This is a genomic window from Bifidobacterium phasiani (genome assembly GCF_019331775.1).
GTDB classification, from domain to species: Bacteria; Actinomycetota; Actinomycetes; order Actinomycetales; family Bifidobacteriaceae; genus Bifidobacterium; species Bifidobacterium phasiani.
This window is the reverse complement of the sequence record NZ_JAHBBD010000017.1, coordinates 15500-29631: the sequence shown is the minus strand read 5'-3', so window position 1 is coordinate 29631 and position 14132 is coordinate 15500. Positions and strand designations below refer to the sequence as shown.

Sequence of the window (14132 nt, the reverse complement as noted above, 5' to 3'; positions counted from 1 at the left end):
GTCGTATGTCGGGGGCGCCGGAGGCCCCGGCGCCCGGGGTTCAGTCCTCCTCGAGCGGGATCGCGGCGATCGCGGCCCGCTCGATGTCCAGGCCGCGCTGGAAGCGGCCGAAGAAGTCCTCGAATCCGGCCACGTCGCGCGGGTCCGGGTCCTCGGTGGTCGACTCGGCGCCGGCGAACACGCGTTCGTCCAGGTAGTCGGCCAGCGGCATGTCGGCGCGCCACAGGTAGTCGGCGAGCACGGCCATGCCCCAGGCGCCGCCCTCCGCGGCGGTCGACATGACCTTGATCGGGGTGTCGAACGCGGCGGCGAGGATCTTCTGCGCGACCTTCGGGGTGGTGAAGATGCCGCCGTGGCCGACGAGCGAGTCGACGGCGACGCCCTCGTCCTTGGTCATCACGTCCATGCCGATCTTGACCGGCGAGAACGCGCCGAACAGCTGGGCGCGCATGAAGTTGCCGAGCGTCATGCGGGCCTCCGGGGCGCGGGCGAACAGCGGGCGGCCCTCGGGCAGGCCGGCGAGGAACTCGCCGGAGCGGAACGGGTAGTTGAGCAGGCCGCCGCAGTCGGCGTCGACGTCGTCGGCGATGGCGGCGCGGAACAGCGTGCCGTAGAGCGTGCCCGCGTCGACCGGCTGGCCGAGGGCCGCGGCGAACTGGCCGAACAGCCCGACCCAGGCGTTCAGGTCGGAGGTGAAGTTGTTGGCGTGGCTCATGCCGGCCAGGTCGCCGGCCGGGGTGGCGACGAGGTCGACCTCGGGGTGCAGGCGCTCGAGCTTGCGCTCCAGCACGACCGTCGCGAAGATCGAGGTGCCGGCCGAGACGTTGCCGGTGCGCTGGCGCACGGAGTTCGTGGCCATCATGCCGGTGCCGGCGTCGCCCTCCGGCGGGGCGAGCGTGATGCCGGGCTCGAGCGTGCCGGTCGGATCGAGCAGCCGCGCGCCCTGTTCGGTCAGCTCGCCGGCGGGGGTGCCGGCGACCAGCGGCTCGGGCAGCAGGTCCTCGAGGCGCCACGGCTGCGCGGCGATCTCCGGCAGGGCGTCGAAGCGCTCGATGAACGCCGTTTCGTAGGTGCGGGTGGCGGGGTCGATCGGGAACATGCCCGAGGCGTCGCCCACGCCCAGCACCTTGCGGCCGGTGAGCTTCCAGTGCACGTAGCCGGCGAGCGTGGTGAAGAAGGCGACGCGGCCGACGTGCTCCTCGCCGTTGAGCACGGCCTGGTACAGGTGGGCGATCGACCAGCGCTCGGGGATGTTGTACTGGAACAGCTCGGAGAGGCGCTCGTGGGCCTCGTGGGTGTTGGTGTTCTGCCAGGTGCGGAACGGCACGAGCAGCTCGCCGTCGGCGTCGAAGGCGAGGTAGCCGTGCATCATCGCGGAGAAGCCGATGCGGCCGACGCGGGTCAGCTTCTCGCCGTACGCGGCCTCGACGTCGTGGGCGAGCTCGGCGTAGGCGGTGCGCAGGCCGGTCCAGATCTCGTCGACGCCGTAGCTCCACAGGCCGTTCTCGAGGTGGCTGGCCCAGCCGTAGTCGCCGGATGCGATGGTGCGGTAGGTGTCGTCGATCAGTACGGCCTTGATGCGGGTGGACCCGAATTCGATGCCCAGCGAGGTCTTGCCCGCGCGGATCTTCTCGGCGATGCCGGCGATCTGCTCGGAGGCGTCCAGTGCCATGCTCGTCACACTCCTTCACGTCAACGGCAGGGCTGCTCCGCCCGCCGGTTCCGAGAGCGCTCACAAGCTTGGGATACGACATGTTGTTAGCGCTCACAATTTGTAGTTGCCATTGTACCCATGTCATCGGGAACTGACAACTCCGCCGTGTCCCCGCCCCCCGCCGCGCCGAAGGAGGAGCGACGGCCCGCGGGCGGCCGGAACAGGCGGCATGGGGCGGCGGCACGGGGCGGGACGTGGGACGCCGGACGGAACGCGGCGCGGAGGCGGCGGCGCCGGACGGAACGCGGGCGCCGGACGGGACTACGGCATGGGGCCGGCGCCATGCGGGACGCGGGCCGCGGGCCGCCGGGTCAGCGCGGGGACGGGCCCAGCGAACTGCGCTGCATCACGGTCGCCGGGATCAGGCGCACCCCGTGCGGGGAGGCCGGTCCGGCCGGGTCGTCGGCCTCGCCGAGCAGGCGCAGCACCTCGCGCATCGCCAGCGTGCCCAGCCGCTCGAAGTCGGGCCTGACGGTCGTCAGCGGCGGGAACATGTTGTCCATCGCGGGCATGTCGTCGAAGCCGACCAGGCTGATGTCCTGCGGGATCCTCAGGCCGTGCTCGTGCAGCGCGCGCGCCACGCCCACGGCCTGGCTGTCGTTCGCGGTGACCACGACCGTCGGCAGCTCGGCGCCGGCGCGCCCGTGCTCGTCGAGCAGGCGGTTCATGCGCGAGTAGGCCTCCGAGGAGTCCCAGCTCCCGCACCGCACCACCGTGCAGGACACCGCGCGCTCCCGGCACAGCTGGTTCCAGGCGGCCGCGCGCGTGGCGGCGTCGCGCCACTCGCGCGGCCCCGCGAAGTACAGCGTACTGCGGTGGCCGTACTCGGTGACCAGATGCATGACGTCGGCCATCGCGCCCCACTGGTCGATGCCCGCGAACGCGACGCGGCGACGGTCGGCCGGTCGGATCGCCGACACCCCCTCGCGGATGCCCAGCTCGCCGTGCGTGGACGTGACGAACACCCGGGGCTGGCGCACCTGCGCGTGGCACGCGGCGGAGAACATCACGTCGGTGGGCGTCAGGAAGATGAAGGCGTCCACGTTCTGCTGATCGAAGGTCTCGCACAGCTCCTCGAAATCGGCCTGCGAGCACAGCGCCTCGTGCACCATCGTCACCGACATGAACAGCCCGTGGGACCGCGCCATCGACTCGATCGAGGAGATGGCCGAGATCGGGCCGAAGAACCGCAGGCCGCCCGCGATCAGCCCGATGGTGCGAGAGCGGTGCGAGGCCAGCGCGCGCGCCGAGTTGCTGGGCCGGTAGCCGAGCTCCTTGATGGCCGCCCGGACCTTGGCCCGCGTGGCGTCGGAGACGTCCGGCGAGTCGTTGATCACCCGCGAGACGGTCTGGTGGCTGACGCCGGCCAGCTTGGCCACCTCGAACATCGAAGGCCGCTTCTCTCCCCGCCCCGCAACCATGTGACTCTCCCTTCGGTCGTCATGCGGCCGCCGCACCGTCGCCGGACGCCGCGGCCGACGGCGGTGTCGTCGCGCGGAGGGGCGCCCCGGCGGCGACCATCCCAGTAGACCCACGATAACACAGTGAGCGCTCACATCGGGCGGGGACGGCCATGCCGTCACCGACCCGGACCGCCATCCGGTCACGCCATCGCCGAACCGTCCGGACCGGCCGGGCGCGCCCGCCGCCGGCCCGCGACGCCGGACCGTTCCGGCCGCCGGCCGCCGACCGGCGCCCGACCGGCCTACCGGCCGGCGGCGAGCGCGTCGAGCCGCGCGCGGAACCGCGGCCAGTCGGTGCGCATCGCGGTGAGCAGCCTGCGTTCGGGCACCTCGTCGATCGGCACCCACTCGATCTCCATGCTTTCGTCGTCGTTCGCGCGCGGCGTGACCGTATGCCCCGGCCTCTCGAAGGCGAACACCGTGGTGTAGGCCCAGTTGCCGTGGTCCTCGCGCCAGGTGCCCACCACGTCGATGTCCTCGGGGGTGATGTTCGCCTCCTCGTAGGATTCGCGCAGCGCGCCCTCGATCGCGTTCTCGCCGTCGGCGGTGGCGCCGCCCGGGATGCCCCAGGTGCCGCCCTCCGCGCTCCACAGCGCGCGGTGCTGCATCACCACGTGCGTCACCGCGCCGTCGGCCCCGCGCCGCGCGAGCAGCACGCCGGAGGCGCCGTTGAGCCCCCAGTGACGGCGTCCGCACGCGCAGTCGATCCACCCGTCGCCGGGCTGGCGGACGTTGTCCTTCGGCGGGACCGCGCCCGCCGCCTGGCTGGTCACCCCCTCGGCCTTGGCGGCCGGGGCGTGGTCGCCGCGCGCCACGTTCCACAGATCCGTCCAGTCGACGCCCAGCTCGCCGGCGAGCCGTCGCACCAGCGGCAGGCTCAGCCCGATGACGCCGTGCGGATCGCCCTCGATGCCGTCGATGAACGCGCCGCCGAAGCCCTCGAGCGTGAACGAGCCGGCCACCTCCAGCGGCTCGCCGGTGGCGATGTACCGCTCGATGTCACGGTCCGAATAGTCGCCGAAGCGCACGACGGCCCGGCTCGCGCCCCTGGCCGCGCGGCCGGTGGCGAAGTCGATCAGGCAGTGCCCGGTCCACAGCTCCCCGCTGTCGCCGCGCATCGCGCGCAGCCGCTCGCGCGCGACCTCGACGTCGTGCGGCTTGCCGTAGCATGCGCCGTGGAACAGGAACATCGAATCGCAGCCCAGGATCAGCGGGCCGACCGCGCCGGAGGTCAGCCCCACGCCCTCGGATTCCACCGCGATCGGGGCGACGCTGGTCGGCACCTGCACGCCGGAGAAGTCGCGGGTGATGTCCGAGCCCTTGCCCGAGGCGGGCATCATGCCGTGCATGCCGTCGGGGACCGGGGTTCCGGTCTCCCCGCCGGCCTGTTCCGCAGGCGCTTCGGCGGCGTCGGCGGCGTCGGCCCGGAGCGGGAACGCCGTCACGCGCTCGCCCGTCGCCGCCGCGGCCGTCGCGGCGACGTCGCGGTAGGCGCGGTGCACGGCCTGCGCCTTCGCCTCGGCCAGAATCGTCACCCGCTCGTCGACGCCGAGCGCCTCGACGTCCACGCCGCGCGCGGCGGCCGCGGCCCGGAGCGCCGCGGGTTCGTCGACATGCGAGACGCGGATGGTCGGGCATACGCCGGCCGAGTACAGCACGTCGCGGCGCGGGGCGGATTTGGAGGCAAGAATCAGCGGAATCGTCATACCGCCCACTGTACCGCACCCCGATTGCGCCCCGTCGCCCGGGGGCATGGTCAGACAGTGACCGCGTTCCGTTGTTGAGGATCGCGATTATGCCCCGTCGCCCGGGGTCGCGGCTTCAGTAGGCACTTATCCGGTTCCGTAGGCGCCCTGGCCGCGGCGCCGCGACGGCGGCCCCGCGGAATACCGGGCATGCCGCACGCGGATACCGCGCAGCGGGTGCCTACGGAACGCCCGAAATGCCTACCGAAGCGGCCCGGCCGGCCGCTCAGCCGCGCTCGACGGTCACGCCCATCCGGTCGATGGGCAGATGCAGCACGCGCCAGTGGCCGGACGACAGCTCGTCGGCGGACAGCCGGTCGATGGCCTCGCGCGCGTCGCCGTAGTGCAGCACCAGCACGCAGGGGCCGGCGCCGGACACCGCGGCGGCGTAGCCGTGGGAGCGGAGCCTGCCGATCAGGTCCCAGGAGGGCTGCATCAGCGCGGCGCGGTACGGCTGGTGCAGGCGGTCCTGCGTCGCCGCGAACAGCAGCGTGTTCGATTCCGCGGCCAGGGCCACGGCCTCGGTGCGGCCCGCTTCGGTTCCGGCGGCCGCATCGCCGGCGGGCGCGGCGAGCTGGCCGGGGTTCATCGCCGCCGGCAGCAGGCCGACGCGCGAGACGTTGTAGACCGCGTCGCGGTACGGCAGCTGCGCGGGCAGTGCCTGCCGAGCCTTCTCGGTGGACAGCTCGTAGTCGGGGACGAACACCGCCGCGGTGATGGCCGGATCGACCGGATAGTTGACCGTGTGGAAGCCGCCGTGCAGCGGCTCGCCGCCCGGGATCGGCACCGAGCCGACGCCCTCGGCGGTCGAGAAGTCCCACGAGACGGTCAGCCCGCCGAATACCGCCGGGGCCACGTTGTCGGGATGGCCCTCGATCGTGGCGGCGAGCTCGAAGATGGCCTGGCGGTTCAGCGGCCCGTCCTGCGCGAAGGCCGCGGCCGCGGCGATGCCGGCCACGATCGCCTCGGCGGATGAGCCCATGCCGCGCGCCTGCGGGATGCGGTTGCGCGCCTCCAGCGTGAATCCGAGATGGCCCAGGCCGAAGGTCCGGCAGGCGCGCCGGAACGTCGAGACGACCAGATGGGTCTCGTCGCGCGGCAGGCTGTCCGCGCCCTCGCCCTCGATGCAGACCCGGGCCCCGGATCCCGCGGGGTCGAGCGTGAAGGTCAGTTCGTCGTGGTAGTCCAGCGCCAGGCCGACCGTGTCGAAACCGGAGCCCAGGTTCGCGCTGGTCGCGGGGACGCGCACGTGCACGCGATCGGTCACAGGGGTCATTGCCGCCTCACTCTCCGCCGTCCGGCGCCGCGCGGGCGCCGGAGGCCATCGGTTGTCGGTATGCGACGGGCCCGCGCCCGGCGCGGGCCCGGAAGCGTCAGTCGAGCACGCGCAGGATCGACGGCTCGCCGGTGACGAAGTCGAGCTCGCACACGGCCTTGACGGTGTCGCGCAGCGTGGCCTCGTCGGTCAGGTGCGTCACGATGCGCAGCTGCTGGAGCTCGCCCGAATAGCCCGGATCGTGCAGCGTGGGCTTGAGGTCCTGGTTGACGCCGTTGATGGACACGCCGCGTTTGGCGAACTCCGCGGCGATGGCGGCGAGCACGCCCGGCTTGTCGTGGATCAGGAAGCGCACGGCGAACGCGGCCTTCGACGCCTCGATCGGCGCCTTCGGCAGGTCGTTGTACATCGGGATGACCGGGCCGGTGCAGCCCTGCGCGATGTGGCGCGCGACGGTCACGACGTCACCGACGACCGCGGAGGCGGTCGGGGCGCCGCCGGCGCCGCGGCCGTAGAACATCAGGTCGTCGGCCGCCTCGGCCTTGACGAACACGGCGTTGAAGCTGCCGTGCACCGAGGCCAGCGGATGGTTCTCGTCGATCAGCGCCGGGTAGACGCGCGCGGAGACGCCGGCCTCGCCGTTCTCCACGACGGCGAGCAGCTTGACGACCTTGTGCTCGGCGGCGGCGGCGGCGATGTCGTCGGCGGTGATCCTCGTGATGCCCTCGACGGTCACGTCGTCGATGCCCACGTTGGTGTGGAAGCCGAGCGTGGCCATGATCGCGGCCTTGTTCGCCGCGTCGTGGCCCTCGATGTCGCCGGTCGGGTCGGCCTCGGCGTAGCCCCTGGCCTGCGCGTCGCGCAGCGCGACGTCGAAGTCCAGGCCCTTGGTGGTCATCTCGTCGAGGATGTAGTTGGTGGTGCCGTTGACGATGCCGAGCATGCTGGTGACCTTGTCGCCGACCAGCGACTCGCGCAGCGGGCGCACGATCGGGATCGCGCCGCCGACCGCGGCCTCGAAGTAGATGTCCACGCCCTTGTCGGCGGCGGCCTGGTAGATCTCGGGGCCGTGCTTGGCCAGCAGCGCCTTGTTGGCGGTGACCACGGAGGCGCCGGATTCGATGGCGGCGAGCACGAAGGTGCGCGCCGGCTCCAGACCGCCGATCAGCTCGACGACGATGTCGGCGTTCGTGGCCACGGCCATCGTGTCCGAGGTCAGCAGCGACCGGTCGATCCACGGGAAGTCCACCTCGTCCGGGTCCAGGCAGGCGACGCCGCCGAGCTCGATGTCGCGCCCGATGCGCTGGGAGAGCTCGTCCTTCTGCTCGACGAGCAGACGGGCGGTCTGCGAACCGACGGTGCCCGCGCCCAACAGGCCGACGCGGATTGGGGCTTCATGATGCAGTGCCACGGATCATCCTTCCTAACCGAAGCCGAATGCCGAAAACCGTACGCTCCGGCGGCCCGGGACGTACGGTTTTCATCCTACGAAACGAATCCGACACGGACGGCCGGCGTCTCACATTCGCCGCGGGCCGCCCGGCCCCGGCGATCAGCCGGCGTCCAGGGCGAGCAGGTCGTCGACGCTCTGGCGGCGCAGCATGACGTGCGCGCCGGCCCCGCCCACCGCGACCACGGCCGGGATCAGCGCCTGGTTGTAGTTGCTGGCCATCGTGCGGCCGTACGCGCCCGTCACCGGCACGGCCAGGACGTCGCCGCGGCGCAGGTCGGCGGGCAGCCGGCACTCGCGCACGACGATGTCGCCGGACTCGCAGTGCATGCCGACCACGCGCGCCAGCATCGTGTCCGCCGAGCCGGCGCGGTTCGCCAGCCGCGCCGTGTAGTCGGCGCCGTACAGCGCCGGGCGGATGTTGTCGCTCATGCCGCCGTCGACGGAGACGTACACGCGCTCGTCGATCGGCTCGCCGTGCGAGTCGACGGTGCCGGCGGGCAGATGCACCGGCTTGACGGTGCCGACGCGGTACAGCGTCACGCCGGCGGGCGCCACGATCCAGCGGCCCGGCTCGAAGGAGACGACCGGCGCGGGCATGCCGAGCGCGCGGTTGACGGCGGCGACGGCCTCGGCCAGGCGGCGCAGCTCGACGTCGATGTCCATCGAGTCCTCGCCGTCGGTGTAGGCCACCGAGTAGCCGCCGCCGAGGTCGACCTCCGGCAGCGTGTACGCGTCGGTGGCGTAGAAGGTCTTGCGCAGCAGCATCATGCGCTTGGCGGCCTCGACGAAGGCGTTCGCGTCGTGGATCTGCGAGCCGATGTGCGAGTGGATGCCGACGAGCTCCAGATCCTCGCCGCGGCGCAGGATGTCCTTGAGCACGGCCACCGCCTGCCCGTCGGCGACCGCCTCCATCGCGGCGGCGAACGCGCGGTCGGCGTCCGGCAGGTCCTCGGCGTGCAGGTCGTACGGGTAGCGCACGTCGTAGCGCAGTCCGCGCCCGCCGTCGGCGGCGTCGGCGTGGCCGTCCGCGCCCCGCGTCCCCTCCGGCACGACGCGCGCGTTGGCGGCGGCCGGGCTGAGCGCGGCGAGGTCGTCGAGCACGGACAGCACGCCCGCGTCGACGCCGGCGGGCAGCAGCGGGACGCCGAACTTCTGGTCCTCGTGCGCGGTGGAGATGAACTCGTGGCCGCCGGCGTGGATGCCCGCGGTCACGCGCAGCATCACGCGCGCGCGGCGGCCGAGGCGGCGGGCGATCGCGGCGATGCGCGCGGGCTCGTCGGGCGAGTCCACGACGATCTTCGCGAACCCCTGCTCGACGGCGAGCGCGATCTCCTCGTCCGACTTGTTGTTGCCGTGCAGCACCAGGCGGCGGCCGGGCAGGCCGGCGGCCAGGGCGATGCGCATCTCCCCCATCGAGCAGGTGTCGACCAGCATGCCCGCGTCGGCCACGATGCGGGCCACCTCCTTGGACAGGAACGCCTTGCCGGCGAAGCTGACGTGCGTGGTCGTGTTGGCGAACGCGTCGGCGGCGGCGCGCACGAAGCGCCTGGCGCGCGCGGACACCTCGTCGGTGTCGATGAGGTAGAGCGGCGAGCCGAACTCGTCGAGCAGCCCGGCCGCGGTGCGCCCGTGGAAGGTCAGCGCGCCGTCGGCGTCGATCGCCGTGGCCTCGGGCCAGATGGGGGTGACAGCCATGATTCTCTCCATTCATCGGTTCCGTCCGCCGGGTGCGCCGGCGGTACGCCGGACCCGCCGCGTCGCGGGCGACGGGCGGGTCCGATTCCGCGGCGCGGGCCGGCGGGCGGACCGTACGGTCCGCGTCCGGCGTCCCGCGCCGTCGCCGCGCGATGACGCACTCAGTGTTTCACGCGGTGTTTCACAGACGTTTCACGCGGTGTTTCACGCGCGGCGCGACGGGATGCGGGGCCGTGCGGCCGTCACATCTTCTCCGGCGCGGTGACGCCGAGCAGGTCGAGGCCCGAGGCGATCACCGTGCGCACGGCGTCGTTGAGCCTCAGACGCGCGGCCGCACGGGCCGGCTCGGGGCACTTGGCGATGCGCAGCGCCTCGCGCGCGGCGTCGTCCTGCCGCTCCTCGGGGTCGGTCAGCGCCATCGGCACCACGCGCTCGACGTTGTACCACTTGTGGTAGGTCGCCGCGAGGTCCTCCAGATAGTGGGCCACGCGGTGCGGGGCGCGCAGGTCGCCGGCCAGCGACAGCAGCGCCGGCCACTGGGCCAGCGCGGCGAGCACCTCGCCGTCGGCCTCGGTGTCCAGCAGCGACAGGTCGGCGCCCTCGTAGGTGATGGCGGCGTCGGCGGCGTTGCGGTCCACGTTGCAGGCGCGGGCGTGCGCGTACTGCACGTAGTACACCGGGTTCTCGTTGGTGTGCGAGGCCAGCAGGTCGAGGTCGATGTCGACCGGGGTGTTGTAGTCGGTTCGGGCCAGCGAATAGCGCGCGGCGTCCACGCCGACGGCCTCGACCAGGTCGTCGATCGTCACGACGTTGCCGGCGCGCTTCGACATGCGCACGGGCTTGCCGTCCTTGACCACGTTGACCAGCTGGCCGATGAGGATCTGCATGTTCACGCCCGGCTCGTCGCCGAAGGCGGCGCACATCGCCATCATACGGCCGATGTAGCCGTGGTGGTCGGCGCCGAGCATGTAGATCGCCACGTCCGCGGGGTTCGCCTCGCGGTGGCGCTTGTTGCGGTAGTACGCGATGTCCGCGGCGAAGTACGCGTAGTTGCCGTCGGACTTGACGATGACGCGGTCCTTGTCGTCGCCGTGCCGGGTGGAGGCGAACCAGGTGGCGCCGTCCTTCTCGTAGATGTCGCCGCGCTCGCGCAGGTCGGCGATCGCGCGCTCGACCTCGCCGTCCTCGTACAGGCTGTTCTCATGGAACCACACGTCGAACGCGACGCGGAAGTTGCGCATCGACTCGCGGATCTCGGCGAACATCATCGGCACCGCGCGGCGGCGGAACTCCTCGCGCTGCTCGGAGTCGCCCTCGCCCAGCGGCCTGCCCTCGGCGTCCACGCCGCCGTCGACGCGGGGCAGCGCCAGCACGTCCACGCCGTCGGCCGCGGCCTCGTCGATGACGCGCCGCGCGATCTCGTCGATGTAGGCGCCCTTGTAGCCGTCGGCCGGGCACTCCTCGCCGTGCGCGGCGGCGACGAGGGACTTGGCGAAGCGGTTGATCTGCTCGCCGTGGTCGTTGAAGTAGTATTCGCGCACGACCTTCGCGCCGTTGGCCTCGAGCACGCGGGCCATCGAGTCGCCGACGGCCGCCCAGCGGGTGCCGCCGATGTGGATCGGGCCGGTCGGGTTGGCGGAGACGAACTCGAGGTTCAGCGTCTCGCCGCCCAGATGGTCGTTCCGCCCGAACGCGGCGCCCTCGGCGAGCACCTTGTCCACCACTGCCGCGGCGGAGGCGGAGTCGAGCGTGATGTTGACGAAGCCGGGGCCGGCCACCTCCACGGCGGCGATGCCGTCGGCGCCGCGCAGCGCCTCGGCGAACGGCTCGGCGAGGTCGCGCGGCTTCATGCCGGCCTTCTTGGCCAGCTGCATCGCGATGTTCGAGGCCCAGTCGCCGTGCGCGCGGTCCTTCGGGCGCATCACGGTCAGCTTGTCGACGGGCGGGATCAGGTCATCGGTCAGATCGCCGGCCTTGCCTTGCGCGACAAGGTCGTGGGCGATCCCGGAAATCAGTTCACTCAGCGCTTCTGGACTCATTCTTCCAAGGATACCGGGCGTGCCGACAGCGCGGGCCGTCGCCCCGGGCGCGGGATCGCGCGAGACCGGCGGCCGACGCCGGGCGGCCCCGGCCTGCGCCGCCGGCGGCGCCGACCTGCGCGCCGGACGGCCCCGCCGCGACCGGCCGAAGCGCCATGCGCATCGGACCGCATCGCCGCCGTCGCGGATCGACCGGGCACGGACAGCCGGAACCGGGCCGAATCGCGCCCCCTGGGGCATGATCCGGCTTAGTTGTAGCGGATTCGGCGCCTTGCGGACACCTATCTGTACTACGTGAGGCAGCCTGGACGGGACGCCCCGGGTATCGATGGCGTCATACCGCCATCGATACCCGCCGGCACCCGTCCAGGCTGCCTCAGCTAACGCAATTGGATGTCCGCAACCCCCGAAATCCGCCACATCTAGGCGAGATGCCGGCGCATCGACCGGTTTCCGTGGGCCGCAGCCGCGCGTCACACCGCGGCGATCGCGTCGATCTCCACCAGCGCGCCCTTGGGGATGTCGTTGCCGCCGAACGCGCACCGCGCCGGCTTGACCGATCCGGTGAACACCTCGGCGTAGCGCGCGTTGACCTCGGCGAAGTCATCGACGTGCTTGAGGTAGATGGTCGCGCGCACCACGCGCGTCATGTCGGTGCCCGCGGCGCCCAGGATGTTCGCGATGTTCTTCAGCGCCTGGGCGGCCTGCTCGCCGGCGGTTTCGCCCGCCAGCTCGCCGGTGACCGGGTCGATGCCGAGCTGGCCGGACACGAACACGAATCCGTTGGCCATCACCGCCTGGCTGTAGGCGCCCAGGGCGGCGGGCGCGGATGCGGTGGCGATCTCCTTGATGTCCTCGTTCATTGCGGTGTCCTCCTCGTTGCGGTGGCCCGATGCGGGCCGTGGAACGTAAGCACCCTAGCACCGTTCCGTGTTGCCGCGGTGTTTCATGGCCATGGACCGGACGCGAGGGCCGCTACCCCTCCGCCGCGCCGTGGCGCCGGCGCCACGCCAGCCGCCCGTAGTAGTAGCCGTAGCACGCGAGCACGCATGGGATCAGGGCGATCAGCGTCGTGCGCTGCGAGGGGTCGACGGCGACCAGCACCAGCGCGAACACGCACATCGCGACGGCGATCCACGGGATGACCGGGTAGCCCCACGCCCGGTATCCAAGCTCGTCGGGGTCGTGGCCGGCGCCGACCCACTCCCTGCGGAACCGCAGGTGGCACACGACCACCGACAGCCAGACGACCAGCGTCGCCAGGCCGGACATCGACACCAGCGCCAGGTACACGGTCGAGGCCGCCACCACCGACGACAGCAGCGCCAGCAGGCTGCCCGCCATGCTGGCCAGCACCGCCCACACCGGCACGCCGTGGAAGTTCGTCCGGCCCAGGACCGGCGGGATGATGCGCTCCCTGGCGAGCGACCAGACCATGCGCGAGCTGACGTACAGCCCCGAGTTGGCGGCGGAGAGCACCGCGGTGAGCACGACGAAGTTCATCAGGTCGCCTGCGAACGGCATGCCGATGCTCTGGAACACCAGCACGAACGGGCTGGTGTCCACGCCGGACTCGTGCCAGGGGATCAGCGCCGCCATCACCGCGATCGAGCCGATGAAGAAGATCGCCAGCCGCAGCACGCTGGTGTGGATGGCCTTGGGGATCGCCGTGCCGGGGTCCTTCGTCTCGCCGGCGGCCACGCCCAGCACCTCGGTGCCGGAGAACGCGAAGATCACGGTGAGCAGCGTGGAGAAGACCGGCAGCACGCCGTTGGGGAACAGCCCGTCGGCCACGTAGTTGCCGAACAGCGGCGCATGCGCGTACCCGGCGATGGGGATCGCGCCGAACACCGCCAGCAGCCCGACGACGATGAAGGCGACGATGGCCAGCACCTTGACGCTGGCGAACCAGAACTCGGCCTCGCCGTACAGCCGCACCGACAGGATGTTGAGCGCGAACACCACCACGATGAACGCCGCGCTCCACGCCCACGCGGGCGAGTCCGGGAACCACCGCTGCATCAGCAGCCCGGCCGCGGTGAACTCCGAGGCGAGCGCGACGGTCCAGTTCAGCCAGTACAGCACGGCGATCGTGAACGCGGTGCCCGGACCGATGAACCGCTTGGCGTACAGGTGGAAGCTGCCGGCGTACGGCATCGCCACGGAGAGCTCGCCGAGGCTGAGCATCACGAAGTACACCAGCAGCGAGCCGACCACGTACGCGAGGATCGCGCCGAGCGGACCGGCCTGGTGGATGGTGTACCCGGAGCTGACGAACAGCCCGGTGCCGATCACGCCGCCCAGCGAGATCATGGTCAGGTGGCGCGAGCCCATCTTGCGTTCCAGCCCGTTGGGCGCGGCGCCGTCCGTCGCCGCGGCGGGATCCTCGTGTCGTTCGGCCATGCGGTCCTCCTGTGTTCCGTGGCGCGCGCCCCGGCCCGGTCCGGCCGGCCGGAGCGGCGGGCGCGCGGGCATGCGCGGGTGCGCGGATATGCGAAAGCCCCGCGGCGACGCCGGACGAACCGGCCACGCCGCGGGGCTTGCCCTGTGGGCCCGAAGGGGTTCGAACCCTCGACCTTCTGTTCCGGAGACAGACGCTCTATCCACTGAGCTACGGACCCGCGCCCCTCTACTTTACACGCCCGCTTGACTTATCCGCGCCACGGCGTCGTCGCCGCGCGCCGGACGGGTCGCGCGCACGCCGGCCGCCGGCACCCGCGGGGCGGGGCCGCGGGGTCGTCCACATG

Annotated in this window: 9 protein-coding genes and 1 tRNA gene; all 10 read right to left on the bottom strand. The window is 72.1% G+C overall.

The window, feature by feature from the left end:
- Window positions 1-40 precede the first annotated feature (40 nt).
- Window positions 41-1672, bottom strand: a complete 1632-nt coding sequence (locus tag KIH73_RS07690) for a xylulokinase (protein WP_219082201.1) — start codon at window positions 1670-1672, stop codon at window positions 41-43.
- Between the two features lie 353 nt (window positions 1673-2025).
- On the bottom strand, window positions 2026-3102 hold the full coding sequence (locus KIH73_RS07685; RefSeq protein ID WP_219082254.1) for a LacI family DNA-binding transcriptional regulator: 1077 nt from the start codon (window positions 3100-3102) through the stop codon (window positions 2026-2028).
- A gap of 317 nt (window positions 3103-3419) precedes the next feature.
- Complete coding sequence (locus tag KIH73_RS07680) at window positions 3420-4883, bottom strand: Maf family protein (RefSeq protein ID WP_219082199.1); 1464 nt, start codon at window positions 4881-4883, stop codon at window positions 3420-3422.
- Between the two features lie 265 nt (window positions 4884-5148).
- Complete coding sequence (locus tag KIH73_RS07675; RefSeq protein WP_219082197.1) at window positions 5149-6198, bottom strand: homoserine kinase; 1050 nt, start codon at window positions 6196-6198, stop codon at window positions 5149-5151.
- A 97-nt stretch (window positions 6199-6295) separates the two neighbouring features.
- On the bottom strand, window positions 6296-7609 hold the full coding sequence (locus KIH73_RS07670) for a homoserine dehydrogenase (RefSeq protein WP_219082195.1): 1314 nt from the start codon (window positions 7607-7609) through the stop codon (window positions 6296-6298).
- 141 nt (window positions 7610-7750) lie between these two features.
- Entirely contained in the window at window positions 7751-9346 is a 1596-nt protein-coding gene (locus tag KIH73_RS07665) for a diaminopimelate decarboxylase family protein (protein WP_219082193.1), read from the bottom strand.
- A 242-nt stretch (window positions 9347-9588) separates the two neighbouring features.
- Window positions 9589-11385, bottom strand: coding sequence for an arginine--tRNA ligase (gene argS / locus KIH73_RS07660; protein WP_219082191.1), 1797 nt, complete (start codon window positions 11383-11385; stop codon window positions 9589-9591).
- 473 nt (window positions 11386-11858) lie between these two features.
- Complete coding sequence (locus KIH73_RS07655; protein WP_219082189.1) at window positions 11859-12248, bottom strand: Rid family detoxifying hydrolase; 390 nt, start codon at window positions 12246-12248, stop codon at window positions 11859-11861.
- A 112-nt stretch (window positions 12249-12360) separates the two neighbouring features.
- On the bottom strand, window positions 12361-13788 hold the full coding sequence (locus KIH73_RS07650) for an amino acid permease (protein WP_219082187.1): 1428 nt from the start codon (window positions 13786-13788) through the stop codon (window positions 12361-12363).
- A gap of 145 nt (window positions 13789-13933) precedes the next feature.
- Window positions 13934-14006: transfer RNA gene (locus KIH73_RS07645), tRNA-Arg, on the bottom strand.
- Between the last annotated feature and the right edge of the window lie 126 nt (window positions 14007-14132).